Source organism: Bacillus sp. FJAT-42315 (assembly GCF_002797375.1).
Classification (GTDB): Bacteria; Bacillota; Bacilli; order Bacillales; family Domibacillaceae; genus Bacillus_CE.
Map to the genome: position 1 here is coordinate 849,910 of NZ_KZ454941.1, position 25,431 is coordinate 875,340.

24 protein-coding genes and 1 other annotated feature are annotated in these 25,431 nt (G+C 41.3%); of the genes, 19 read left to right on the forward strand and 5 right to left on the reverse strand.

Annotated features, from left to right (window positions below; translation table 11 throughout):
• Positions 1-90 precede the first annotated feature (90 nt).
• From CEF22_RS03920 to CEF22_RS03935, 4 genes are all read left to right on the forward strand, one after another.
• Positions 91-1,524: an SLC13 family permease gene (locus tag CEF22_RS03920; RefSeq protein WP_269799366.1), complete on the forward strand. Its 1,434-nt coding sequence runs from the start codon at positions 91-93 to the stop codon at positions 1,522-1,524.
• A 79-nt stretch (positions 1,525-1,603) separates the two neighbouring features.
• Complete coding sequence (locus tag CEF22_RS03925) at positions 1,604-2,290, forward strand: response regulator transcription factor (protein ID WP_100401848.1); 687 nt, start codon at positions 1,604-1,606, stop codon at positions 2,288-2,290.
• Between the two features lie 3 nt (positions 2,291-2,293).
• Positions 2,294-3,661, forward strand: coding sequence for an ATP-binding protein (locus CEF22_RS03930; protein ID WP_100401849.1), 1,368 nt, complete (start codon positions 2,294-2,296; stop codon positions 3,659-3,661).
• 2 nt (positions 3,662-3,663) lie between these two features.
• Entirely contained in the window at positions 3,664-4,737 is a 1,074-nt protein-coding gene (locus CEF22_RS03935) for a PepSY domain-containing protein (RefSeq protein ID WP_100401850.1), read from the forward strand.
• A gap of 67 nt (positions 4,738-4,804) precedes the next feature.
• Here CEF22_RS03935 and CEF22_RS03940 read toward each other — a convergent pair whose 3' ends face one another.
• From CEF22_RS03940 to CEF22_RS03950, 3 genes are all read right to left on the reverse strand, one after another.
• Entirely contained in the window at positions 4,805-5,257 is a 453-nt protein-coding gene (locus CEF22_RS03940; RefSeq protein ID WP_100401851.1) for an OsmC family protein, read from the reverse strand.
• A gap of 67 nt (positions 5,258-5,324) precedes the next feature.
• On the reverse strand, positions 5,325-5,924 hold the full coding sequence (locus tag CEF22_RS03945) for a class I SAM-dependent methyltransferase (RefSeq protein WP_100401852.1): 600 nt from the start codon (positions 5,922-5,924) through the stop codon (positions 5,325-5,327).
• A gap of 136 nt (positions 5,925-6,060) precedes the next feature.
• Positions 6,061-7,095 carry a Cj0069 family protein gene (locus CEF22_RS03950; protein ID WP_100401853.1) on the reverse strand — a complete coding sequence of 345 codons (1,035 nt, stop codon included), beginning with the start codon at positions 7,093-7,095 and terminating at the stop codon, positions 6,061-6,063.
• Positions 7,096-7,367: 272 nt separating this feature from the next.
• Between CEF22_RS03950 and CEF22_RS03955 the strand changes: the two genes are divergently transcribed.
• From CEF22_RS03955 to CEF22_RS03970, 4 genes are all read left to right on the forward strand, one after another.
• A complete protein-coding gene (locus CEF22_RS03955) occupies positions 7,368-8,750 on the forward strand; it encodes a SpaA isopeptide-forming pilin-related protein (RefSeq protein WP_100401854.1) in 1,383 nt (460 codons plus the stop codon).
• A gap of 62 nt (positions 8,751-8,812) precedes the next feature.
• A complete protein-coding gene (locus CEF22_RS03960) occupies positions 8,813-9,430 on the forward strand; it encodes a class A sortase (RefSeq protein WP_100401855.1) in 618 nt (205 codons plus the stop codon).
• Between the two features lie 85 nt (positions 9,431-9,515).
• Positions 9,516-10,130: a PepSY domain-containing protein gene (locus CEF22_RS03965; protein WP_100401856.1), complete on the forward strand. Its 615-nt coding sequence runs from the start codon at positions 9,516-9,518 to the stop codon at positions 10,128-10,130.
• 224 nt (positions 10,131-10,354) lie between these two features.
• Positions 10,355-11,014, forward strand: a complete 660-nt coding sequence (locus tag CEF22_RS03970; protein ID WP_100401857.1) for an oxidoreductase — start codon at positions 10,355-10,357, stop codon at positions 11,012-11,014.
• A 9-nt stretch (positions 11,015-11,023) separates the two neighbouring features.
• Here the strand turns inward: CEF22_RS03970 and CEF22_RS03975 are convergent, their stop codons facing one another.
• Entirely contained in the window at positions 11,024-11,875 is an 852-nt protein-coding gene (locus CEF22_RS03975) for a DegV family protein (RefSeq protein WP_100403897.1), read from the reverse strand.
• A gap of 204 nt (positions 11,876-12,079) precedes the next feature.
• Here CEF22_RS03975 and CEF22_RS03980 point away from each other — a divergent pair, with 204 nt between their 5' ends.
• The 8 genes from CEF22_RS03980 (at position 12,080) to CEF22_RS04015 (ending at position 20,792) form a co-directional block, all read left to right on the forward strand.
• Complete coding sequence (locus CEF22_RS03980) at positions 12,080-12,535, forward strand: hypothetical protein (protein WP_100401858.1); 456 nt, start codon at positions 12,080-12,082, stop codon at positions 12,533-12,535.
• Between the two features lie 72 nt (positions 12,536-12,607).
• Positions 12,608-12,859 (forward strand) — a binding site (T-box leader).
• Positions 12,860-13,065: 206 nt separating this feature from the next.
• Entirely contained in the window at positions 13,066-14,391 is a 1,326-nt protein-coding gene (brnQ, locus tag CEF22_RS03985; protein ID WP_100401859.1) for a branched-chain amino acid transport system II carrier protein, read from the forward strand.
• A gap of 102 nt (positions 14,392-14,493) precedes the next feature.
• Positions 14,494-15,357: an HD domain-containing protein gene (locus CEF22_RS03990; protein WP_232726060.1), complete on the forward strand. Its 864-nt coding sequence runs from the start codon at positions 14,494-14,496 to the stop codon at positions 15,355-15,357.
• 90 nt (positions 15,358-15,447) lie between these two features.
• Positions 15,448-16,797, forward strand: a complete 1,350-nt coding sequence (locus tag CEF22_RS03995; RefSeq protein WP_198508018.1) for a dihydrolipoyl dehydrogenase family protein — start codon at positions 15,448-15,450, stop codon at positions 16,795-16,797.
• Between the two features lie 65 nt (positions 16,798-16,862).
• Entirely contained in the window at positions 16,863-17,669 is an 807-nt protein-coding gene (locus CEF22_RS04000; protein ID WP_157843160.1) for a MerR family transcriptional regulator, read from the forward strand.
• 76 nt (positions 17,670-17,745) lie between these two features.
• The gene (locus tag CEF22_RS04005; RefSeq protein ID WP_232726061.1) at positions 17,746-18,420 is read left to right on the forward strand and encodes a DNA alkylation repair protein; all 675 of its coding nucleotides are present in this window, start codon (positions 17,746-17,748) and stop codon (positions 18,418-18,420) included.
• Between the two features lie 83 nt (positions 18,421-18,503).
• Positions 18,504-19,160 carry a YczE/YyaS/YitT family protein gene (locus CEF22_RS04010; RefSeq protein ID WP_100401863.1) on the forward strand — a complete coding sequence of 219 codons (657 nt, stop codon included), beginning with the start codon at positions 18,504-18,506 and terminating at the stop codon, positions 19,158-19,160.
• Between the two features lie 255 nt (positions 19,161-19,415).
• Positions 19,416-20,792 carry an amino acid permease gene (locus CEF22_RS04015; RefSeq protein ID WP_100403899.1) on the forward strand — a complete coding sequence of 459 codons (1,377 nt, stop codon included), beginning with the start codon at positions 19,416-19,418 and terminating at the stop codon, positions 20,790-20,792.
• 196 nt (positions 20,793-20,988) lie between these two features.
• On the opposite strand, the gene CEF22_RS04025 is transcribed toward CEF22_RS04015, so the two are convergent.
• Positions 20,989-21,729 (reverse strand): IclR family transcriptional regulator, encoded by a 741-nt coding sequence (locus CEF22_RS04025; protein WP_100401864.1) that lies wholly within the window; start codon positions 21,727-21,729, stop codon positions 20,989-20,991.
• A 154-nt stretch (positions 21,730-21,883) separates the two neighbouring features.
• Between CEF22_RS04025 and CEF22_RS04030 the strand changes: the two genes are divergently transcribed.
• The 3 genes from CEF22_RS04030 to CEF22_RS04040 are packed head-to-tail and all read left to right on the forward strand — an operon-like array spanning position 21,884 to position 25,212.
• Positions 21,884-22,759 carry a dimethylarginine dimethylaminohydrolase family protein gene (locus CEF22_RS04030; protein WP_100401865.1) on the forward strand — a complete coding sequence of 292 codons (876 nt, stop codon included), beginning with the start codon at positions 21,884-21,886 and terminating at the stop codon, positions 22,757-22,759.
• A gap of 19 nt (positions 22,760-22,778) precedes the next feature.
• Positions 22,779-23,552, forward strand: coding sequence for a dimethylarginine dimethylaminohydrolase family protein (locus tag CEF22_RS04035; protein ID WP_100401866.1), 774 nt, complete (start codon positions 22,779-22,781; stop codon positions 23,550-23,552).
• A 40-nt stretch (positions 23,553-23,592) separates the two neighbouring features.
• Positions 23,593-25,212, forward strand: a complete 1,620-nt coding sequence (locus CEF22_RS04040) for a M20/M25/M40 family metallo-hydrolase (protein WP_100401867.1) — start codon at positions 23,593-23,595, stop codon at positions 25,210-25,212.
• Positions 25,213-25,431 lie beyond the last annotated feature (219 nt).

Here is a 25,431-nt window from a genome sequence, read left to right on the forward strand (position 1 = left end):
ATGGTTGAAAGATTGTACCGAAAGTGCGATGCGAACGATTTTAGTCGGCTTTCAGTTAGCGGCTCGTTTAAAGAAAAAGGGGCGAGTTTCTTGAAGGCGGCATTAGCGGCGAAGCAGGAAGCGGTAGTACCGGTCGAAGCACGAAAGCAGCGGCCGGCTTGGGTTGTTCCACTCGTGCTCATCAGTTTATTAGAGCTTTCCCTTTTGTTTGCCACCTCGATGACGATGGAAGCGAAGTGGAGCTTGTTTGGCTTCGGGTGTGCGATCATTTTATGGACGACAACGAGTCTCAATTCTGCTTACGTCGCTTTAGGAGTAGTGTTATTTCTCGTCGTGACCGGAACGGCAAAGCAAGAGCTATTATTTGAATCATTAGCTTCTGATGTCATTTGGTTAATGATTGGCTCCTTCATTCTTGGAGGAGCTCTTCAAGTGACAGGATTAGCAGAGAAACTGACGAACCTAGTCATTAGCCGAGCGAAAAATGTGACGAGTTTATTTACTCTATTAACGATCGTCGTGCAATTGCTGGCATTTTTCATCCCATCGACATCGGGGCGGGCCGCTGTATTGCTTCCGGTCTTTCATTCCTTAACAGCGGAAATCGGCAGTCACCGCCTGACGAAAGCGCTGGCGATTTTACTACCGACGATTATTTTAGTGTCAACGAGCTCGACGATGATTGGAGCGGGTTCGCATTTTATTGCGCTAGATATGTTAAAGGAGTTTAGCGGAAAAGAAATTTCCTTCATTGAATGGCTGTTGTGGGGCTTGCCATTTGGAATCGTGGCGAGCTTCCTATCTTGTCGGATCGTTCTCGCCCTTTTCCTTAATAAAGAAGAAAGAAAGCAGACGCTCGTCAGTGAAAAAATAACACTCACGTTATCACGGAATGAAAAATATACCGTTGCGATCATTGCGGCGATGGTCATTTTCTGGGTAACCGAGCGACTGCATGGCATTGAGATTGCGACAGTGACGGTCATTGGTGCCTTCTTATTAACATTGCCAAACGCGGGAGTCATGAAATGGAAGGAAGGCGTGCAAGCTGTCTCTTGGAATTTAATTATCTTCGTTGGTGCCGCCATTGCGCTAGGGAAATCATTGATTGAAAGCGGCGCAGCAGAATGGCTGATGGGGAGGTTCTTCTCTGTAACAGATCAGCTAAGCGGAGAATCAACGTTTCCGTTATTATTCGTTATTATCATTCTGTCGCTTACTTCCCATCTATATATTACTTCTCATACGACAAGAGCGGTCATTTTTGTGCCACCTCTTCTTTATTTAGCGAGTAGCTTACAGATCAATGAAGTGGCGGTTCTCTTTATCGGGATTGTTGGGATGAATTATTGTTTAACGTTCCCAGTCAGTTCAAAGGCGTTATTAATGTTCCAAGAAGGCGAAAGAGAAACATTTCAGCCGAGAGATTTATTGCGATTAAGTTTATATGTTGGTTTCGTGCATCTCGTTTTAATGATTGTCTTTTATTATGGGTACTGGCAATGGGTTGGCCTCTCACTGTGAACCTTTTTCCTCTTTGAGGGCAAGAGAGAATTTGCTAAACTGAAGTCATGGAAAAAGATTGATAGTTTGGGAGGATTTTATGTCAGAGCGAATTTTAGTTGTAGAAGATGAAGAGAAAATTGCGCGAGTGATTCAATTGGAACTTGAATATGAAGGATATGAAAGTGCAACAGCGAAAACGGGTCTCGAAGCGTTAGAGAAGTTTCATGATGAAGAGTGGGATTTAATTTTACTCGATGTGATGTTGCCGGAGTTGACAGGAATGGAAGTGCTGCGCCGCATCCGTGCGCAAAATTCTGTGACCCCGGTTATTTTATTAACAGCTCGCGATTCCGTGGTTGATAAAGTGAATGGGCTCGATCAAGGAGCGAATGATTATATAACAAAGCCGTTTGAAATTGAAGAATTACTCGCTCGCATTCGCGTTTGTTTACGCTTATCACAAGCGTATAAGAAAGAGGAAGAGAATCCAAAAGTTCAAGTGGCGGATTTATCGATCGATGAGAAAACGAGAGAAGTAACAAGAGGAGAGACACAAATCGAGCTCACTCCACGTGAATTTGATTTATTATTGTTTCTCATGCAGAATCACAATCAAGTATTAAATCGTGAGCAAATTTTAACGAATGTGTGGGGCTTTGACTACTTCGGCGATACGAATGTCGTTGATGTGTATATTCGTTATTTGCGGAAAAAAGTAGATCGTGATTTCGACACGCCACTTCTGCATACAGTACGAGGCGTTGGTTATATGTTAAAGGGGTAAAGAATGAAGATAAAAAATAAAATATATTTATTCTCAACCGTCACATTGCTCATTATTTTACTGATTATTAATAGCTCGATTTATTGGCTGTTTGCGAAAGTGACGACAGATGGCGAGATCGATCGGTTAAAGCGGGAGGCGTTACATATTACCGATGGCTTAAATCAAGAAGGTGTGGAAAAGATCGATCCTGCCACGTTATTACAGCCGTATTTGCCGACGAACGGGATGCTTCGAATTATTGATGCCGATTCGCGTGCGATTGTCACGCAAGAAGCGGACGGCAATGAGCCGATGCCTAGAACGGAACCTCGCTTTGAACGAAAAGCGACGGAGGGGCAATTTGAAGCAAAAGGTATGGAGTATGGCTTTGTGAAAGTGCCGGTTATTTGGACAGACGGCCGAGTGATGACACTAGAAGTGACAGAAAGTTTTGCCGGGTTGCAAAGAAATTTAAATATGTTAAAGAATGTCTTATTTCTTGCCTCATTGTTTGTGTTAATTCCAGCCTTTTTTGCTGGGCGTATGTTAAGTAATCTCATTTTACGGCCGGTCAATTCGATGATTCAAACAATGGAAGATATTCAAGTGCGAGGTATTTTTAAGAAAATCCCACTTGAGCATCAGTCGAAAGATGAACTATATAAAATGGGGAACACTTTCAATAAGATGATGGGCTTATTACAGCAAAACTTTGAAAAGCAACAACAGTTCGTTTCCGATGCGTCCCATGAATTAAAAACGCCATTAACGGTGATTGAAAGTTATGCGAAATTATTAAAACGATGGGGAACGAAAAAGCCGGATGTGTTAGAGGAATCCGTTGAAGCAATTCACTCAGAAGCTGTGCGAATGAAGGCGATGACGAATCAAATGCTGATGCTTGCTAATAACAGTGCCGAGTGGAATTTAGATATACAACGAATCAATTTAGTGAACGTATGCCAAACAGCAGCCGATCAGTTGACGCATGCTTACGGACGGACGTTCCAGCTCGTATCGAATGAGGAGTCAGTGATAGTGTCAGCCGATGAACAGAAAATCAAGCAAGTGCTTGTCGTATTGTTAGATAATGCGATGAAATATAGCTCGGATGCGATCGAGATTGACGTCGGGATCGATCAGGAGCGTGTCTTTTTTTCTGTGAAGGATAGCGGCATGGGCATTCCGAAAGAGGATTTATCACAAGTGTTTGACCGCTTTTTCCGTGTCGATAAAGCACGTAATCGCGAAACCGGAGGCACAGGTCTAGGGCTGTCGATTGCGAAACGAATTGTTGATGCCCATGAAGGTGAGATGCAGCTAGAAAGTGAAGAAGGAAAATGGACGAAAGTGACCGTTTTATTACCAAATGAAGAGAGGGAGGTGTGAAGGTGAATCGAAAATGGAAAGTACTGTTGATTGTCTGTTTCGTACTTGTGACAGCTGCCTTTAGCGTACAACGTATTGTGGCGAGTATGGATACGAAAGTATTAACTGAAAAAGAAGTGAAGCAAATCGTAACAGACCAGTATGGCGGTGAGATCGAGTCGATTAAACTGACGCAAAAAGGGGAACAAACGGTTTATCATGTACGATTAATGAATGATCGCGGCACCTATCGAGTCATCGTTCATGCGGAAACTGGTGAAATTGTTGAGCTGAAAGAAATAGCTTTAGCGGTGTCTGAAAAAGAAGCTGTCGATCTGGCCCTTAGTGTCGCTGCGGGTACGTTAAAAACAGTCACCTTACGTGATGGCTCGGTGTATGTGGTTGAAATCGAAACAGGAGTCAATGAAACGACGATCGTGGACATTGACAAAGCCACGGGGGAAGTGATAACGAAGCGTGTCCGCAAAGAGAAGCCGAGCAATGTTACTGAACAGCAGGCGAAAGAGATCGCCGTGAAGCAAGTGCCAGGTACAGTCGTTCAAGTGACGATGCAGTCGAAAGAAGATAAGCGTTTCTTCTTCGTAGAGGTGAAGAAAAGTGAAGAGGAGCACGTGATCGTCGAGATTGCCGAGGCAACAGGAGAGGTGCTGTCTAAAAAAGTAGTCGCACAGCCACAAGTGAAAATTAGCAAGCAGCAGGCAATAGAAATCACAGATGATCGAATAGATAGCGAGACAATTTCTGCTGTCAAATTAATCGAAACGAGCAAAGGTCCTGTGTATCAAGTGATTGCGAAAACAGAAAATCGAATCGTTGACGTTCGTGTCCATGCGATTACAGGCGAAGTCATGTCAACGACAACGATTGACAACGGTGCGCCAGTGAAGCAACCATCAAAACAGCCAGCTAAACAACAGCCAAGCCAACCGGCAACAAACAATTCAACACCAAGTAACAATCAACCAAAGCCTAAGCCGACTCCAAAGCCGGCTCCAGTTCCAACTGATGACGATGACGACGATGTAGATGAAGCTGATGACGTCGACGATGATGATGCAGACGACGATGACGATTAATTAGCAAAAAGCCTGTTCGGAAAGAACGCTTATAGCGTTGCCGAACAGGCTTTTCTGTATTTTAAGATTAAACAGTAGCTCTTTCAATTGTAGCTTCAAGCTGCATGTCAACGTTACCTTTAAGGGCACGGCTGATCATGCAAGAGCTTTCCGCTTTTACTGCTAGTTTTTCAGCTAAAGCGATATCACGATCAGAGGCATCTGCTTTTAAAATTAACTTTGGACGGTGGATAATCGTTTCATACGTGACCATTCCTCGTGTCACATCTACAATGCCTTCAGACTCCATCGTGAGCGACACTTTTTCCAATTTACTCATCTCAAGCATGGCTGCTAGTGTAATAATATAGCATGTCGATGCAGCCCCAAGTAGCATTTCATCTGGGTTCGTACCAATGCCAGGCCCATTCATTTCTGTTGGAATCGACACCTCAGTTTTTAAATTGCCTGATTCAATATATCCAGTGCCATTACGTGCTCCTGGCCAATCGGCTTTCAAATGAAAATGATGTTTTGACATAAAAAATTCTCCTTTATTTTTGTATTTCCTCGGAAATAGTTAAATTCCGTCGAGGGGGCTAACTATTTTATTTTTTTACGCCATAAAACTGAATGACATGAGAAAGTCCTTGGTGTAGTTTTCCTTCTTGGCGTTCTACTTCTCCAACGAAGAAATGTTTAATCTTCCAGTCAGAAAAGATCGTTAAAAATTCTTCAGGATGGTACAGCATGTTCATATCTCGAGGGCCACCTGTTTTGTAGTCGAGCTGCTCAGTTGAGTACACTTCGCAAAGGAAGCTTCCACCTGTTTTCACCGCTTTTTCGATCTGTTTTAACGTTTTTTCACGCAAATCCGTTTCAAAGTGGCCGAATACACATGTGATGTGATCCCATGCTTCTGCCTCCCATGGTGCTTCGTTTAAATCAACACATTGTGTTTCAACGTTGACGCCTTTTTCATCGGCTAACTTCTTTGTCTTTTCCAATCCGGCTGTAGAATAATCCCAAGTGGTGACATTATGTCCGAAAGAAGCTAAATAGACCGCATTTCGGCCTTCGCCTTCCGCAATGGCTAATACGTTTCCTTTAGGAAGAAGAGGCCCTTTTTCTTGAATAAAGGCATTCGGTTCTTTTCCGTAAGCAAACGCTTCTTGACCGAAATGCTTATTCCAATGTTCCTTTGTCATCGCAAAATACCCCTTTATGTATTTTTAGATTAGTATACATGATGTGAAAGGATGCTGTCTAATATGATGCACGCAGAACAGCCCCGAATTGTTAAACATAATGAACAATTCGGGGCTGTTTCTTTAATCTGTCTATCTATACGAGTTGCGGAGTTAAAATGTTAATGATTTCATCAGCGATATTTTCACTTAGTGATAATTCGGAAGTAAAGCCGACACAAGAACAGTTCATTTCACCAAGGACATATGTATCGTTTCCGTTTTCATCTGTATCAAGCATGAAATCGGCTGTCCAAATAAGTGGTAAATCTAAGTTGCCAAGCTTGTTCGTAATCGTGCTTAAGTTAGCAATAAACAAGTCGATTAATTCTGGCCAATCACTCGGAGCATCGTAACGATATTGAGCTCCTGAGAACAACGTGGCAGAAAAGGCATCTGCTTGATCTGCTGGCTTTTTATGAACAACATTTACTGGTGTACGGTGAAGCATTAGGAGACGAATTTCCCCTTCTTTAATTCTAGGAAGAAATGGCATATCAACTAACATCCCATTAGCGCCTTTAATGTATTGCTCACAGAAAGTTAAAAAGTCTCCAAGCTCGTGATATTCTACATGATTATCTTTCGCTTCTGTACATTTTACTTTCGCTGTAAGTGGAACGGCTTCAACATCTGCTAGTTTATCTACTAGTTGAACGCGCCAAATTCCTTCGCCAGTGGAGCCGCGATTTTGTTTTAATACACGCTCTCCATGTAACAAAGATTTTGGAAAGGAGTTTCTGAATGATTCAATATCGTAATACGCAAATGTGTTGTCAGGAACTAAGTCAGTATCACGAAGTTTAACGAGCGCATCTTTTGCTCCAAAGTTAATCATCACATCTGGATGTGACATTCCTTTGACGCCATTGTCACAAAGCTTGCGGAGCATATCAAAATAATTTGCTTCATCTGCTAAATTTCCTGGGTTAATACGACTTACATATGCATCAGCTGTGTTGGAAACATGTTGTAAAATTTCATCTTTCTTTTCGTGGGAATAAAAAATGACTTCAGCAGTCCAACCCCGTTTTTCTAGTGATTTTACAATTGGCATCGTATCAGGACGATAGCCATCTGGTCCTTTATCTGTTCCACCTGCAACTTCAAAAATAACGATATGTTTTTTCATTTAGCCAGCTCCTTGAATAGTTCTTAAGTAACGATATTAATATACCATGAATATCATAATATTGGAATATAATTGTGAAACATTTCATAATACCTTAACAAATTTTACAAAATTCATACAAAAGGTGCCTGTCACTCCCCGGTTTTTGTCGAAAAATGATAGATGAATGTTCAAGGGAGTCATTTACAATATTTTTATGTACTGATAAAATATTGTAATGAATGGGTTCTCGGTGAAAGTAGAGAGAAAAGAAAAGAAAGGGAGGGACGACGATGAACGTTCACATTCGGAAGAAGATGCCGGTTATCATCGGGTTTCTTTTTGGATTATGTATGATGATCAATGCCTTTCCACCGTTTGTACATGCTCAAACAACAAAGGCGGATGTAGTAGATCAAATTAGGCTATTAGGTGCAAACGGACAGTCAAAGACTAGTTTTCATGAATATGAAGATGTGAAAATTGAAATAGAATGGTCAACGAAATCAGCGATACAACCGAAAGACCAAGTGACGATTGAATTGCCAAAAGAGCTGCAAGCCTACAGCGAAAAAGTTTCTATGAAAGATGCGAATGGACAGTCCATTGGGCAATGTGTCGCTACCAAAACGACACTTACATGTACATATGATGAGGCTGTAAAGGACAAAGCCAACGTAAAGGGTCCACACCTTATTCAGGCGCAAATCAAAAGTATGGAAGAAAAAGAGGTAACGAAAAAACTAGCGTTTCAAGTGAATGGCAAAACGTATCATGTACCTGTCCATATCATTGGTCATGATGTAAAGGAAGATCCTGAAACAATCGTTCTCAAACGTAACGATTCAAAAGCGACACAAGCTTCTCAAACAACAACAGGTGTGTTAAATGAACAAGCGCACATTCAAATTGTGAAAGTCGATCAAGAAGATCAAAATCAACTATTACAAGGCGCGCAATTTGACCTGCTGCAAAACGGAAAAATTATCGATTCTTTAGTGACGGATATTAACGGAAAAGCAACATCGAAAGAGTTACCTGACGGGACGTACATGCTAAAAGAAACGAAAGCACCGACAGGCTATCAATTGCTGGCGAAAACAATTGACATCAAGCTAGAAAACAAGCAAGATATTTTAATGATTGTTCCAAACACGAAAGAGCTTGGTAGTTTGAAAGTCATTAGGAAAGATAGTGAAACGAGCGCTGTGTTAAAAGGAGCAGAATTCCAGTTATATGATGAAGAGGGACATATCGTTTCACAGCTAAAAACAACCGATCAAAATGGAGTCGCTCTTTTTGAAAAATTAGCTTCAGGTCAATACTTGCTAAAAGAAACAAAAGCACCTGAAGGCTATAACAAATCTGATGTGACATTTTCGGTCAAAATTGTTGCCGGAGAAATCACGCAACTAGAAGTCAAAAATGAAAAACAAAAGGTACTTCCAAAACAACCAAATTCGAGTGGAACAGGAGTTGGAATACCGGTGAAAAAGCCAGATTCACCTACAACAGTGACGAAAAGACCAAGCACATCAACTGGAACGACTGTTAATAAACAAAAAAGCGACAACAAGTCTTCGAGTAAGCTACCTCAAACAGGAGATACTGCTGGCTCGATGGCACCGATCCTTGGCGCGTTCTTGATTTTAGCAGCGATTCGTTTGAAAATCTAAACGAGCATACAATCCCTCGTCCTAGCAGCGAGGGATTTTTTTCGTAGAGAGGGGAGAAGAACATGCGAAAGTGGATTGTCGGTCTATTATTTACAGCAGGCATCATTTTATTGATTTCGCCGTTGATCAAGTATCAACTCATCGACTTTAGTGCCTCTAAAGTGTCCGTCGATCAATATTCTGCTGAAGAGTTACAACAGAACAATGAGAAGGAAGCGACCTTTGACTATGAAGCCATTACTCCGCCAACAATGACTAATGTGTTGAGCTCATCAGTAAATATGGACGACCCAGCTGTCATCGGTGTGATTACGATACCCGATGTTGACATCGAATTGCCGATACTAAAAGGAACGACGAATGCCAACTTACTTATCGGTGCGGCAACGATGCGTCCAGATCAACAAATGGGCCAAGGAAACTACGCGCTAGCCGGCCATCACACCCGCTCAAAAGATCAATTTTTCGGACACGTACCCGAGCTGAAAAAAGGCGCGGATATCTATGTCACAGATAAAAAAAATAAATATCACTACAAGGTGACCGAAAACAAAATCATTTCAGAAACGGAAACAGACGTCATCAACGACACAACTGAAAACAAAATTACCTTGATTACTTGTGACGTTCCGACAAAAACGAACAAGCGCGTCATGGTGCAAGGTGTATTAGTGGAATAATTCTCATCAAATTTTAATCTTTCTCTTCTTTTTCCTTAATGTTCCTTTCTTATGATGGAAGTAACAAAAAAAGGAGGTAAGAGAAATGAAAAAGAAATTATGGGCAGTTGCTTTAACAGGAGCATTAACTTTAGGAGGCATTACTCAAGTAGCGGAGGCGGATGATCACAAAGAGGAAAAAGTCGCTGTGAAAATCACTCGTGACAAAGCAAAGAAAATCGCTTTAAATAGCGTCAAAGGCAAAGTAACTGACGTGGATCTAGAAAGAAAAAATAAACAGTGGGTGTATGAAGTAGAAATCCGCACAACAAAAGGTGAACAAGAAGTACATGTTGATGCTCAAACAGGTAAAATCTTATCAAAGAGCCAAGTGAAAATCACTCGCGATCAAGCAAAACAAATTGCTCTAGCCAAAGTCAAAGGAAAAGTAACTGAAATTGAACTAGAGAACAAAAACGGTAGCTGGGTATACGAAGTGGAAGTTACTACAGCAAATGGCGAAACAGACATGTACATAAACGCTCAAACGGGTGAAATCTCATCCATTCGCCATGACAATGACTGGGACGATGACGATCGATATGACGATGATGATCGTGATGATTGGGACGATGATCAGGACGAAGATGATGATGACGACAACGACGACCGCGATGATGACGAAGACGAAGATGATGATGATGATCGTGATGATGACTAAATAGAGTGAGGGGTGGACTTTTGGTTCGCCCTTTTTTGTATTTCATGATTCGAAGGTTATTTATTCCGTATTAAGTGAGCGTAATTTTTTCGAATAAAAAAGCTTCGATATGATGGTTGAATGGTTGTAAATCACGAAATTGACTGTATGATTGAAATTGAGTAATTGGACCTGAACGCATGTTAGACACCCTGTTTGATAAACAGTTTGAGAGGAGAGGTTGCATGGGGAAAATAGCGCTTGTTGCTGGAGCCACGGGCTTGGTTGGAAGTGAGTTAGTTCAACAGTTGTTAGCGACACCAGAGTATGAAAAAGTGATCACGATCGTTCGGCGTTCGTCTGGAATGGTGCATGACAAGCTGGAGGAGAAGGTCGTAAATTTTGATGAGCTGACATTAGACGATCCGATCAATCATATATACTGCTGTCTCGGCACGACGATTAAAAAAGCGAAGACGAAAGAGGCGTTTCAAAAGGTCGATTTAGATTATCCGCTCATGCTAGCTAAGCTGGCGAAAAAACATCAAGCTTCTCAATTTCTTGTTATTTCCTCGATGGGAGCCAGTGTGAAATCGCCGTTCTTCTACAGTAGAGTGAAAGGAGAGCTTGAGCGGCGGCTACAAGCACTTGCACTAAATGGACTACACATTTTTCGCCCGTCGTTGCTGCTTGGAGAGCGAGAGGAGTTTCGTCTTGGCGAAGCGACAACTGAAAAGTTAGCTAACGTGTTCCCGTTTCTTTTTACCGGACCGCTGAAAAAATATAAGCCGATTCACGTGAAAACAGTTGCTTATGCAATGGTCGCCACGGCACTAGCAGAGAGTGGTGGCGTGCATATTTATGAATCTGAAAGCATCGCAAAAAAAGAGGAAGTCCCGTTATAGGACATCCTCTTATTCGTTTTCCCAAATGAGCGCGAGTGTGCCTTCACCAGCGTGAACAGCGATCGTCGAGCTAATTTCCCCAATGACAAATTTCACATTTGGAAACTCTTGTTCAAGTATTTGCTGAAGAGATTGTGCTTTCTCTAGTACATTTCCATGCATGATCCGAATTTCAGGGATGTGATGCATTTCATATTTTTCTCTCACGATGTCAATCACACGCTTGAGCGCTTTTTTCTCAGAGCGCACTTTTTCGCATAATTCAAATTCACCGTTGCTATTAACGCAAATGATCGGCTTCACTTGTAAAATTGTGCCGAGCAAATACGAAGTGCCTGACATCCGGCCGCCTTTATAAAATTGCTCTAGACTTCCTAATAGCACTAAGTTTTGTGATTTCGCCGTTTCTACATTTAGCTTCTCAGCGATCGTTTGTGGGTCCATTTCCTCATCGGCATACGCCATTCCTTTATACATGAGCGAAGTAATGGCATAGGACATCGATTTAGAATCGACCATATAAGTATCCAATCCAGCCATCTCCGCCCCCGCTTTAGAGGTCGCATATGTGCCACTTAGTTTACTAGATACATGAACGGCGATTGCGCATTCATATTCTTCCTTCAGCTTTTCGAACAAACTAGCAAACACACCCACAGGTGGCTGCGAAGTTTTCGGAATGTTCTTCTCCGCTTTAATTCTAGTATATAATTCATCTGTCGTTAACGTAATGCCATCCTCAAATGCATCCTCACCAAAAATAATGCTAAGAGGAACAACATACACATCCGGATGATTGCGTAACTCTTCTGTAATAAAAGCCGTACTATCTGTCACCCAAGCAATCTTCTTCTTTGTCATATCTTCATCCTTTTCTAGGCCATAAATTCCCCGAATATTGTAGTATTTTGTAGACATAATTATACCTTGACGGGGGAGTGCCTGTCACCACCCGAATTATGTCGATTCTGTTGACAAAGTGGAGTTGAGGTAGGATTTTGATGTTTGTTGATTGAAATAAGTTAATGTTATACTTTTGGTATAATATGTATAAGAGGTGAGTTTATGAGAAATAAAATTTGGATACTGAGTCTCATTTTTTCATTGATCGGATTTATTTTGATAGAAAAAGTTTTTACGATGAGTCCTAATGTGATATCGGGAAATGGAAATGTTGCGATATTATTGATTCCTTTGCTGTCGCCCATCTTTATTTTAAGTATCATCCTAACGTATAAAAAAGTGAGGGAGATTTTCGGCAGTGTAAAAAATAAAAAATTCACCTTCATCTTTTTAATGATTTCCGCAATTTTTAGTGTACTGCTAATCTATCTAATCATTCATTACACCAACGATCTTATCTCTGCCTTAGGAGGAACACCAGATAATCCTCAGTCGAAAATTTATCGTTTTGGCTGGTGGAATCAATACACAAACAGTTTGTTCTTCAATGTCTATACGTATTTGCTGATTCATCTATTAAGTGGGATGATAGGAGTATTTACTATATTTAAAAAATAATAATTTTTCAAATCTAAATTATTAAAATATATTGACATAATAAAAATAGTCTGTTAATTTATTAATCAATCAATAAAGTCTATGACGAGAAAGAGTACGACAAGCCCCCTGTTCTACAGAGAATCGGCAATTGGTGAGAGCCGATGTTCAGGACTTGTCCGAAAATCATCTCTGAGATGCAAAGCTGAACAAGAGTAAGCTTTGACGGGTTTTCCGCCGTTATCATGGAGCGCGTATGATTGTACGTGACTGGAGAGCTGTTTTGTATCGTTGTCGATACGGGCAGAATATGGGTGGTAACGCGAGCACAAACTCGTCCCTATTTTGGGGACGAGTTTTTTTATTTTTCCAGAATCCGTACATACGCTAGCGACTAGTGTACTTCCACGATCCTCCTTGCGATAAGTCAACATCGATTCACTATCGTTCATCGTGTTTCTTTTATCTCGACCGGGTCGTTCCAGTCCATATGTCGCTGAACGAGCGCCTTCCGCTTTTCTATTCTACAAAAACAAAAGGAGAGATTTGCAATGAAGAAATTAGACACAGTATTTATCGGCTTAATGTTATTTTCAATGTTTTTTGGAGCAGGGAACTTGATTTTTCCTCCTCATTTAGGGGCACAATCAGGAACGTCCTATTGGCTCGCGATGGCTGGATTTATTATCACGAGCGTAGGTTTGCCGTTCGCTGTCTTGTTAGCTGTTTCCCTTGTGAAAGATGGCGCACCAACGATCGGCAATCGTGTACATCCAGCCTTCAGCAAAGTTTTCATGTTTGGCGTGTACTTATCCATTGGTCCTTTTCTTGGTATCCCGAGAAATGCGAATGTAGCGTATGAAATGGGCGTAAAACCATTTTTAAACGAAGCATGGAACCCAGCATTGACATTATTTATCTATACATTTGTTTTCTTTGCTCTTGTATATGTAATCAGCTTAGACCCTTCAAAAATGGAAAAATATTTAAGCCGCTGGATCACACCAGTTTTGCTTGTGGCTATGGTCGTCCTTTGTGTCGTTGGCTTTATGAAATTAGATGCACCGCTACAAGCACCGACAGAAGGTTATCAAAATGGCGCGTTGTTCAAAGGATTCATTGAAGGATATAACACGATGGATGCCCTTGCAGCTTTAGCTTACGGAATCGTCATCCTTACATCGATTCGCCAAAAAGGTATCACTGACAGCAAAGCGTTAACGAAATATACGTTAAAAGCAGGAATGATCGCTGGTGTCTTGCTTTCCGTGGTCTATATCAGCTTAGGATTAATCGGTGGAAAAATGGCGGCAAGCGGCTCTTTTGAAAATGGAACAGACATTTTAACCGCAACATCCGTTCTTTTATTAGGACAAAATGGAACCCTTTTACTTGGATTGATCTTCACGTTAGCTTGCTTTACAACTGTTGTCGGCTTAACGACTTCTTGTAGCCAATACTTTGCCGAGCAATTTCCGAAAGTTAGCTATAAAACATTGGTGTTAGTATTAACGGTCGTTGGATTTACGTTAGCGAATTTAGGGCTTGCGCAAATCTTGAAAGTATCGGTACCGTTCCTTGTGACGGCGTACCCATTAACGATCGTGCTCATCGTTCTAACATTCTTTCACCGTTATTTTAAAAACTCACAGAAAGTATACGGAAGCACCGTTTTATTCACCGGAGTATTCGCAGTACTTGGAGGACTGCACACATTCGGCATCAACTTAGGACCGCTCCAAACCGTAAGAGAACACCTTCCACTAGCCGAATTTGGACTAGAATGGATCGTTCCAGCATTAGTCGGTCTGGCACTCGGAGCTCTCAAGGTGCCTGTCACTCCCCGAAGTTTGTCGAATGAAAAGCCAGGAATTTGATCCTGGCTTTTCGCTTGTGGATGGTAGACTATATTCTAAAAAATCAGCTAGTTTATATGTTATTGTGTAATTATGGAAGAGAGAAAAGGAGGGATTAATGTGGTGACGAAACTGATAGAAAAAGCGATGGCGTTTGCGATGGAGGCGCACGCAGGGCAAATGAGAAAGCAATCGACGGTACCTTATATTGTTCATCCGCTGTCTGTTGGGATGATTTTGCAAAAATATCAGTGTCATGAGCGAACGATTGCGGCCGGAATTTTGCATGATGTGTTAGAGGATACAGAGGTGACTCACACTCAACTTATCCATCATTTTGGACATGAAGTGGCGAGTTTAGTAGAAGAAGCTTCTGAACAAGATAAATCCTTACCGTGGAAAATACGAAAAGAACAAACGATTCAAGGAATCAAGCATCTCTCAAAAGAAGCTGCTATCATTGTTTGTGCGGACAAACTCCACAACCTTTCCTCTATTTATGAAGATTATAAACAGATAGGTGATCAAGTATGGAATCGTTTTAACAGTGGCAAAGAAGAGCAAAGCTGGTATTATCAATCATTGATCATTCAATTATTTCAAAGAGACGTCCCGATTAAACTACTGTTAAAACTCGACCAAAGAGCACAAAGAGTGTTTGGTCAAAGCCCAATGTTACCCCGTCAACAAATTGATGCCTATTTCCGCTTTCCTTATGGAATCGATGAAGAACAAAGGAGAGCATGGGAAAAAGACCTGAAAAAACAAGAGCAGTTGAAAGTTTTTAATAGAATGGAAACTCTTTATCGAATGCAAGACCCACAAGTACGAGATGTTCTTGTACTTCTAGAACAACACGGCATCCAATGGCAAAACAATTCTGATGGACCATTTTTGATCGCAAGTTTATGTGTAGCCATCAAGGAACATTATCAATTGAACGATTTAGAAATTGTGCGGCATGTTTTTAGAAACTTGTATAAATAAGGTGCCTGTCACCTTTCTATTTGACTCTCGAACGACTCCATAGTTCATACTGACACCATAATATGAAAATAAATTATGAGGTGAATGGATATGGAAAAGTATGATCTTGCTGTGATTGGTGCTGGAGCAGGTGGGTTAAATGCTTCATTTGAAGCTTTAATGCTCGGAAAGAAAGTGGTATTAATCGATAAATATAAGCCAGGTGGGGAATGTACTTGGTCTGGGTGTATACCTAGTAAAGCGCTTATTCAAATCGCCGATGAAGTACATACCGCGAAAAAATATGGAGACATCGCGATCAATGGAAAGCAAATATTAACGAAAGTTCGTACTTTAATCGAGACTGCTCATCAAGCAGAAGCTGTTGAGGTATTGGAAGAGGCGGGGATTGATTATCTTCAAGGCTACGCAAAATTTAAAGATGCTCACACATTAGATGTAGATGGAAAGGAAATACAAGCCGATAAAATAGTTATTTCTACAGGGTCATCCGCGCTTATTCCTTCTATTAAAGGACTAGAAAATGTCGACTACTTAACGAATGAAAATGTCTTTTTACTTGAAGATCTGCCTAAGGATTTAATCATTTTAGGAGCAGGAGCGATCGGCGTTGAACTCGCTCAAGCGTTCCAACGACTAGGCGTTCAAGTGAAACTAGTCGAGATGGCAGAGACCATTTTATTTAGAGAAGAGAAAGACATGGCGGTAGCACTTGAATCCATTCTGAAGGAGGAAGGGGTTGAATGCTTCACTTCGGCTAAAGGAGTAGAAGTGACAACTGATGCTACAGGAGTGACGCTCACGATCGAACAAAATGGAGAAAAGACAAACCTTACCGGAGAAAAAATATTACTCGCATTAGGAAGAAAACCTAATGTTGAAGGGATCAACTTAGATAAAATTGGTGTCCGATATAATCATAAAGGCATCGAAGTAAATGAATACTTAGAAACGACGGTGCCGAATGTGTATGCGGTAGGAGATATCGTCGGGCCTTACTTGTTCTCTCATATGGGCGGAGCCCAAGGGAAGCAAGCGGTACAAAATGCTTTTTCAGCAGAAAAAGGAAAAATAAACTATGACCATGCAGCTTGGTGCACGTTCACTCATCCAGAACTAGCAAGAGCAGGTATGACAGAGGAACAAGCAAAAGCGAAATATGATGGTCGTGTGCAAGTATATACACAGGCATATAGTGAATTAGATCGAGCGGTTGTAGACGAAAAAACAAAAGGCATGGCAAAGGTCATTTGCGATGAAGAAGGTTACATTGTAGGAGCTAGTATTTTAGGAGAAAGAGCATGTGAATTGTTAGGTGAGCTTCAAGTCATGAAGTCGTTGCATATTCCGTTTTATAAATTACAAGAAGCAATCCATCCGTACCCTTCCTATAGTGAAATATTGCTTCAACTAAGCAAGGAAGCTTATAATAATCAATAAAGTGTTCGATAAAAGGCTTGTCTATGTACAAGTCTTTCATTATTTCAAGAAAGGGGTTTTTTGACGTGGTGAATAAATATTTCAAAACGGGAGAAGTAGCGAAGTTTCACAACGTTTCCCCGGATACCGTTAGATACTATCATAAAGAAAAACTAGTAGAACCGACCGTCGTGAAAGATAATAAATACAGATATTACACGCTCAATGATACGTTAAAATTCAGCAGTGTGACGTGGTTAAGAGAGTTAGGGGTGCCGCTTCACCAAATTAAGGATTGGTTCACCTATAGTGATTTAAATGAAGTGACCTCCTTTCATTCCAATTATATTGAAGCACTTCAACAAGAGAAACAGCTAATCGACAAAAAAATAAATTATTTGCAACAGTTCAACGCTAGAATGGAAAGCTTTCAACGCAGCCCCAATCAGCTAGAATATGTAGAAAACGACTTTATCTACATCTGTCATGCGTTAAGTTTTACAGCCGATGAAGATGGTTTCAATATTGATGAGCCGACTTACGAAGAGACGGTAGACGATCCATTTTGGACGAAAACTTCCATTATTAGCTTTACCAATACGATCTCAAATAGTGATGATCCTCAAAAGGGACAAGTGTGCTGCTCGAATATCATTCCGAGTGAATGCGATGACATCGAAAAACTCAAGTTTACGCGAGCGCTTAGATATAATTACATCGGCGACACCTTCTCCGATCGTACCTATCGAAATCGAATCAAAACACAAGTCATACAACACTGTGCAGAAAACAACTTAACCCTCCAACCAAACTTTTATGAACTATATTATCTATACCAAAATATAAACGATCGTCCGGTTTACTATGTGCATGTTTACTTTCCGTTGAAGTAATAGGTGCCTGTCATCCTCGACTTTTGTCGAATGAGAAGAAGTTGTGCACTAATTTGATCAGAAAGGAATGCGAGCCATGGAGTTATTATACATACAACCACTAATCACCCTTATGCAAGCTGAAAGAGATAAAGAGCGAGCAGAAAAAATGTCTGCGTATATGAAAAATCATTTCGCCTTCCTCGGTATCCCTGCACCAGAACGCACAGCGATTTTGAGAGAATTTATCAAGGAATCTGGGAAGCCGACAATAGAGGAGTTGCCGGATATTGTTCGTGCACTTTGGGCGATGCCTGAGCGAGAGTATCAATATTGTGCGTTAACTTTTTTAGAACAATCGCTGCGCGAGCTGACTCCAGAGCATTTACCTTTACTTGAAGAGATTGCTTTATCCAAGTCTTGGTGGGACACGATTGATTTGATTGCTTCTAAGTTTATTGGTCATGTGTTAAGACAATATCCAGATGAGAAAACAACTTGGGTATCACGCTGGAATCAATCCGACAATATGTGGATTAATCGAATCGCTATTTTGTTTCAATTAAAGTATAAGGAACATACCAATGTGTCAATGCTTCAATCCATCATTCTCAATCACTCAGAAAACAAGGAGTTTTTTATCCAAAAGGCGATCGGGTGGGCGCTTAGAGAATATGCCAAAACAAACCCTTCATTCGTATTACAATTTGTTGAGCAGCATTCACTACCTTCATTAAGCAAACGAGAAGCATTGAAAAACCTCTTAAAATAATGAACGCTATATGCTAAAGTGGATGAGGAAACTATTTCGGAATACTAAACAAACAAGTATTCTGATTGGAATGGAGGGTGCGTATGCGCCGAGAGTATCGTTTGCGATGGACTTTTTTTATTGTCGGTTTGATTGTGCTGGCATTCGGTGTGGCATTAACGATTAAAGGAAAAGTGTTTGGTATTGGACCGTGGGATGTTTTTCACTACGGATTATATAAGCAGCTAGGGCTAACGATCGGTATGTGGTCGATTATCGCTGGAATGATCATTATTATTTCCACATGGATTGGTACGAAAACGCCGCCGAAAATCGGGGCGATTGCCAATATGCTGTTGCTTGGGATTTTTATTGATATCTTCAATGCTTTACTGCCGACGCCAGAGGCATTTATTGTTCAGTTAATCTTCTTCATTGTCGGTGTTCTAATTTTAGGGTTTGGTATCAGCTTATATGTATCTGCTAATCTTGGAGCGGGGCCCCGCGATAGCTTAATGTTACTAATCGTTGAAAAAACAGGTTGGAGCATTACACTCGTTCGAAATGGCATGGAGATCACCGTATTTCTTTTAGGATGGTTACTCGGAGGACCAGTTGGGATCGGTACAATTTTTATCGCCTTTTTCTTAGGGAAAATCATTCAAGTGACGTTGCCGCCGTGTCAAAAATGGCTTGCCTATTTGGTGGGAAAAGGGCAAGTAAATCCACATATAGCTAGTGAGAAGAAAGAGATCATTTAAATAAGAGAGTAAGGGCTGTTTCGAAAGCGAAGTTGATCGTTTTTGAAATAGCCCTTATTTATTAGTCTTTTAGTATTTGTTTCTATAATTCAGAAAATATTGACTTAGTAATGTTAGGTGGTTTATCCTTATTATAGGAAATTCCTTTTAGTAGAAATGATTTCCGTTATTCGGAAAAACAACAAAAAAAGACTTTGAGACTAGGAGGTTCGTTCAGTGGAAAATAGGCAATCTCATGAGCAATTAAATCGTTCGATGAAAAGGCGTCATTTATTCATGCTTTCGCTTGGAGGGGTGATTGGGACAGGGCTGTTTTTAAACGCCGGGTATACGATTAACCAAGCAGGTGCCGGGGGAGCAATTATTGGGTATTTAATCGGTGGACTGATTTTGTATATGGTGATGGTTTGTCTTGGTGAACTAGCTGTACATATGCCTGTCACTGGTTCCTTCCAAAAGTATGCGACAGAGTATATTGGCCCGTCTTCTGGTTTTGCGCTTGGTTGGATGTATTTCGTCGGTTCTGCTGCGACAGCCGGCGTTGAGTTTACCGCAGCAGGTATTTTAATGAAGTATTGGTTTCCTGATGTGCCCATTTGGATTTGGTGTGCCGTGTTCATTGTACTTTTATTTGCACTAAATGCTTTGACGACGAAAGGGTTCGCTGAGGCGGAATATTGGTTCTCAGGAATAAAAGTCGTTGCGGTTATCGCTTTTATCTTCATTGGAGTTGCCGGGATCTTCGATTTTGTCTCCTTATCAGATCGTCCAGCTCCTTTCTTTGACAATTTAGCCCCTTCTGGATTGTTCCCAGCAGGCATTGCGATCGTCTTTGTGACGATGATGAATGTTATATTCTCCTATCAAGGCTCAGAATTGATCGGTATTGCGGCAGGGGAAAGTGAAGAGCCTGAGAAGAATATACCGAGAGCGATTCGAAATGTACTTGTTAGAATTATTGTCTTTTACATTGCGTCCATTGTTATTCTTTCTGCGATCTTTCCTACGTCTGAATTAGGTTTATTAGAAAGTCCTTTCGTAACGTTAATGACGATTGCTGGTGTTCCGTATGCCGCTGATATTATGAATTTCATTATTTTAACGGCGATCTTATCTGTTGGAAACTCCTGTCTGTATGCATCGACTCGTTTACTCTGGGCGATGTCTCATGAGGGAATGGCTCCTCGAGTATTTGGGAAATTATCGAAGAGAAAAGTTCCGCTCAACGCTCTTTTGTTTACGATGTCTTTTTCCCTTTTATCTTTATTAACGAGTGTCATTGCCGCGGATACTGTGTTCGTCTTACTCATGTCGATCGCTGGCATTTCAGTCACGATTTCCTGGATGGGGATCGCTTTATCTCAATATATGTTTAGGAAAAAATTCATAAAAGCTGGAGGAAAAGTAGAGGATCTGAAATATAAAGTTCCTTTCTATCCGTTCGTTCCGCTGTTTTGTTTCGGTTTTTGTGCGTTCGTGCTCGTGTTCTTAGCTTTCGACCCTACTCAACGAATTGGGCTTATTTATGGCATCGGTTTCTTCGTCGCTTGTTTGCTTATTTATAAATTTAAATTAGGAAAAACGAAAGCGACCATAGTGGATGAGGCAAGCAAAGACCAACAATTAATGTAACGATAAAGTGAAACTTCAATCAGTGGGGGATTCATCCCTCACTGATTGTTAGTTGAACGGATCGGGCGTTTACGGGCTGTTGATCTCCCACCTATATGTCTGTGCTTTTTCTGCCCTGTTGAGGTGGGAGTCTTACAGCCCGTTAATGCGGGATAAAAAACAAGAGACAGCTTGATTCGTCTCTTGTTTTTAGCTGTTAGCGCTCTGTATAACCTAGTTTTGCGGAGATTCGCTTGCCAGTGTCGATCACTTGTTCAATTAGAAAGTGAAGCCGCTCGTCTGTCAAATTAAAGCTAACAAAGCCGATGCTCACCGCTCCGTGAACCTCTCCAAAGTGATTTAAGATCGGCGCAGCGACAGAAGAAGTGCCTTCCATTCGTTCACCGTGACTCATGCCATATCCTTTTCTCTTGGTTTCTTGTAACGTCGCGAAAAAGGCGGGTCTGTCCTGTTCTGGTAATAGTTCATCGACAATTTTCTTCGCTTGTTTAGGTGACATATAGGCGAGCATTACCTTGTTAGCGCCACCGATATGCAACGGAATTCGTGAACCGAGCTGGTCATGTACTCGAATTTGATTCTTCTCACAGTCGATTCGTTCAATAACAAGAGCTTCGTTACCAGTCGGTTGGCTCAGGTAGACACTTTCTTCAACAGTGTTCATAAGCCGCTCTAGCTCTGGTCTAATTTTGCTAATGTAGTCCATTCGGTCATACATTTTCAAGCCATATTCAAGCCAAATGTTGCCTAGGCCATATTGCTTCGTTTGTTCATCTTGCTGAATCAACCCATGTTTGCTCATCGCTTTTAACACACGATGCATCGAACTAATCGGAAGTTGACATTCTTGAGATAATTCTGTAATCGATAGCCAGTTTTCGGTTGAATCGGAAACTAACACTTGAATCACGCTCATTGCTCGATCAATGGATTGCATAATTTGTATCACCTGTCCTTCATGCCAATGAGCGACTACGGCTTCATTGGAAAAATGTAAAGATATTGACAGTATATCACGACTCATTTTATAATTTAATAAACTTTTCATATTGTGGAATGATATTCCGTTATACGGAAAAAGGAGGATGTAAATGTCTTATTGTTCATCTATGTTTCAGTCCCTGCAACGTGTCATTGTGAAACATCCAAAGGACGCTTTCGTGAGCCAAGCTCAGATTGAACAACAGTGGCGAACGTTTAACTATTTGGAACAGCCCGATTTTCAAGAGGCGATAGCTGAGTTTGATCATTTTTTAGCTATTTTGCAAAAGTATGTGCCAACCATTGATTATTTGCCAGCTTCTTCACAAGTAGGATTAGATTCTTTATATGCCCACGACCCTGTGAAGTTTACTGCAGCAGGTGCTATTATATTGAAATCTGGAAAAGAGTTAAGACAAGCAGAAGCAGATGTTTACAAGGGATTCCTCAAAGAGAAACACATCCCGATCATTGGGGAATTAACGGGAGAGGCTGTAGCGGATGGCGGTGATCTCGTTTGGCTTGATGACAGAACGTTAGCGGTGGGACATGGATATCGCACCAATGCTGAAGCAATTCGCCAATTAAAAGAAATGACAGCACATCTTGTCGATGAATTCATCGTCGTTCAGCTTCCGCATGACCAAGGAAAAGAAGAATGTCTCCACTTAATGTCGTTCATCAGTATGGTCGATCAAGACTTAGCTGTCGTTCATTCGCGTTTGATGCCTGTTTATTTTCGCAATCTTCTGATCGAACGTGGCATTGAGCTGATTGAAGTGCCAGATGACGAGTATATGAACTTAGGTTGTAACGTACTCGCATTAGCACCGCGAGTTTGCGTGATCACATCAGGAAATGAACAGACGAAGCAACAGCTAGAGCAGGCAGGAGCTACAGTTTACGAATATAAAGGACAAGAAATTAGCTACAAAGGAACAGGCGGACCGACTTGTTTAACTTGTCCGGTTGTCCGCACGAAATAAATCATTGGGGGAATGGAAGATGTTCAAGCATGTTATTGTCAAAACACCGGGAAAGAGTTATGTCAATGGATTAACTACATCGGATCTTGGGACGCCGAATTATGAGCAATTATTGGAGCAACATCAAGCATACGTAGACGCATTAAAAACATGTGGTGTGTCTGTTACTCATTTGCCAGCTAGTGAAGAATTTCCTGATTCCACATTTGTAGAAGATACGGCTGTGCTAGCAGCAGAATTTGCAGTTATTACGAATCCAGGCGCTGACTCAAGAAATGGTGAAATTAAAGAAATCGAGACCACTTTAAAAGAGTTCTACAAAGAGTTTTACACAAAACTTCATTACATAAAAGCACCAGGCACGTTAGATGGTGGGGACATTTTACAAGTGGATGATCACTTCTATATCGGTATTTCTGATCGGACAAACGAAGAAGGGGCTCGTCAATTAAAAGAAATTGTGGAATCAGAAGGATACAAAGGGACGATTGTTCCATTGAAAGAGTTTTTCCATTTGAAAACGGGGATTGCTTATCTTGGCAATAATACAATCGTCGCTGCTGGTGAATTCATTGATCACCCGGACTTCGAGCAATATGAAAAAATCATCGTTTCTAAAGAAGAGGAATATGCGGCAAACTGTATTCGCGTCAACGATTACGTCATTATTCCAAAAGGATATGAAGAGACGAAACGCAAAATTAACGAAGCAGGATATGAAACGATTGAATTAGAAATGTCAGAGTTTCAAAAACAAGACGGTGGCTTAAGCTGCTTATCTTTACGATTCTAATCAACATATACAACTTTGCGAGACAGAGAGGAGACTAGGCATGAGTGAATATTTATGGGGGACGCCTGAAAAGCTACGACAGTTATTATGTGAGTTAGTTAGTTGGAAGAGCCAGACGCTGACAGATGGAGAACGAGCATTTCCGGATCAAGTACAAGCGAAATTAAGGGAGTTAGTTTATTTTCAGGAGCATCCGCAACAATTAGCAAGTCATGAAGCAGACCTTGGAAGAAAATTGGTCACCGCTTTATATAAACATCCACAAGCGGATAAAACGATCGTTCTCATTAGTCATTTTGATACTGTTCAAACAGAAGAGTACGGTGATCTTGAACCCCTCGCTTTTTATCCAGAGGAGCTCACGAAGAAGCTTCATGAGCGCAAAGGAAGCTTGTCCGAAGAGGCACGGGTCGATTTGGAATCCGGCAACTACTTATTTGGGCGAGGCACGATGGATATGAAAATGGGGCTGGCCCTTCATATGGCGCTCATCGAAAAAGCGAGCATCGAACAGTGGCCGATGAACCTTTTGCTTGTGACCGTACCCGATGAAGAGGTCAATTCAGCAGGCATGAGAGCGGCAGTCAAGCAACTAGTCCATTTACGTGAACAGTACGATTTAACGTATGAGCTGTTTTTAAATAGCGAGCCTTCTTTTTCGCAAAAGCCTGGCGACTCTTCTCATTATGTATATTCAGGATCAATAGGGAAAATTATGCCAGCAGCGCTCTTTTACGGTAAAGAAACGCATGTAGGAGAACCATTAAAAGGGATGACGGCAAATTATATCGCCTCGTTCCTCACACAACAAATGGAGTGGAATGAGGCATTTCACGAACAATTCTTTGGAGAGCATACCCCATTACCTGTTTCGCTCCAGCAAAAAGACTTGAAGATGCAATATTCAACGCAAACACCTTATCGGGCAGCCGCTCTTTACAACGTATTCTTAATGAAGAAAAGCGCGGCCGATGTGATGGATACGTTCGAGCAAGTCGCAAAAGAAGCAGCGAATCGATGCAACGCTTCCTATCAAGCACTGTGCGAGCGGGAACAAGTCGAAGGAATTGGCGAAGTGCAAGTGATTCGCTACGAGCAATTGCTGTCTTACGCTAACAACAAACTAGGTAATGCGGTCGTTGAACAAATGAAACAGGAAGTGTGCGAGCAAACGGAGTGGGATGAACGGGAAAAGTCTTTACGCATCGCGGATAAACTACTCATTCAATGCCAAGAACTAGCGCCAGCAATCGTGTTATTGTTTGCGCCACCTTATTATCCGGCCGTCAATTCATCCGGTCACGAACTAGTTGTCAATAGCGTAGAAGTAGTAAAGGAGACCGCCAGCCGTTTTGGAGTGGAGATCAGTCAAATTCATTACTTCAATGGCATTTGCGATTTAAGCTACGTTCAATATACGGATGACGGAGATGGGTGGAAAGCATTCGAACAAAACACGCCAGTCTGGGGCGATACGTACACCATTCCATTTAATGAAATGCGCCAACTCCAAGCACCCGTACTCAATGTCGGACCATTCGGCAAAGACGCCCACCAGCGTACCGAACGACTCCACATCGAAAGCGCCTTTATCCACACACCGGCAATGCTAGAACAGCTAGTGAAGAGTGCCTGTCACTCCCTGGATTTTGTCGAATAATACGAATTCAAATAAGCCTGTATCTTTGTAGATTGAACGGAGATGCAGGCTTGTTTTTTATTATAAGAGGCGAAGTTGTTCTACAGGTGATGAGTATATTCATAGCTATCCTTTTGATCACTACACCTCCCATTTTATTGCTCCGATCTGATTGGAAATTATACTCTATAGTTCATAGTTTTCAATGTTCTATTAGTTATAATATGAGATAATTCTTTG

Coding starts and splice junctions, on each gene's coding strand:
- CEF22_RS03925 (WP_100401848.1), top strand. CDS start 1,604: ATGTCAGAGCGAATTTTAGTTGTAGAAGATGAAGAGAAAATTGCGCGA.
- CEF22_RS03930 (WP_100401849.1), top strand. CDS start 2,294: ATGAAGATAAAAAATAAAATATATTTATTCTCAACCGTCACATTGCTC.
- CEF22_RS03940 (WP_100401851.1), bottom strand. CDS start 5,257: ATGTCAAAACATCATTTTCATTTGAAAGCCGATTGGCCAGGAGCACGT.
- CEF22_RS03945 (WP_100401852.1), bottom strand. CDS start 5,924: ATGACAAAGGAACATTGGAATAAGCATTTCGGTCAAGAAGCGTTTGCT.
- CEF22_RS03950 (WP_100401853.1), bottom strand. CDS start 7,095: ATGAAAAAACATATCGTTATTTTTGAAGTTGCAGGTGGAACAGATAAA.
- CEF22_RS03955 (WP_100401854.1), top strand. CDS start 7,368: ATGAACGTTCACATTCGGAAGAAGATGCCGGTTATCATCGGGTTTCTT.
- CEF22_RS03960 (WP_100401855.1), top strand. CDS start 8,813: ATGCGAAAGTGGATTGTCGGTCTATTATTTACAGCAGGCATCATTTTA.
- CEF22_RS03965 (WP_100401856.1), top strand. CDS start 9,516: ATGAAAAAGAAATTATGGGCAGTTGCTTTAACAGGAGCATTAACTTTA.
- CEF22_RS03970 (WP_100401857.1), top strand. CDS start 10,355: ATGGGGAAAATAGCGCTTGTTGCTGGAGCCACGGGCTTGGTTGGAAGT.
- CEF22_RS03975 (WP_100403897.1), bottom strand. CDS start 11,875: ATGACAAAGAAGAAGATTGCTTGGGTGACAGATAGTACGGCTTTTATT.
- CEF22_RS03980 (WP_100401858.1), top strand. CDS start 12,080: ATGAGAAATAAAATTTGGATACTGAGTCTCATTTTTTCATTGATCGGA.
- brnQ (WP_100401859.1), top strand. CDS start 13,066: ATGAAGAAATTAGACACAGTATTTATCGGCTTAATGTTATTTTCAATG.
- CEF22_RS03995 (WP_198508018.1), top strand. CDS start 15,448: ATGGAAAAGTATGATCTTGCTGTGATTGGTGCTGGAGCAGGTGGGTTA.
- CEF22_RS04005 (WP_232726061.1), top strand. CDS start 17,746: ATGGAGTTATTATACATACAACCACTAATCACCCTTATGCAAGCTGAA.
- CEF22_RS04010 (WP_100401863.1), top strand. CDS start 18,504: ATGCGCCGAGAGTATCGTTTGCGATGGACTTTTTTTATTGTCGGTTTG.
- CEF22_RS04015 (WP_100403899.1), top strand. CDS start 19,416: ATGAAAAGGCGTCATTTATTCATGCTTTCGCTTGGAGGGGTGATTGGG.
- CEF22_RS04025 (WP_100401864.1), bottom strand. CDS start 21,729: ATGCAATCCATTGATCGAGCAATGAGCGTGATTCAAGTGTTAGTTTCC.
- CEF22_RS04030 (WP_100401865.1), top strand. CDS start 21,884: ATGTCTTATTGTTCATCTATGTTTCAGTCCCTGCAACGTGTCATTGTG.
- CEF22_RS04035 (WP_100401866.1), top strand. CDS start 22,779: ATGTTCAAGCATGTTATTGTCAAAACACCGGGAAAGAGTTATGTCAAT.
- CEF22_RS04040 (WP_100401867.1), top strand. CDS start 23,593: ATGAGTGAATATTTATGGGGGACGCCTGAAAAGCTACGACAGTTATTA.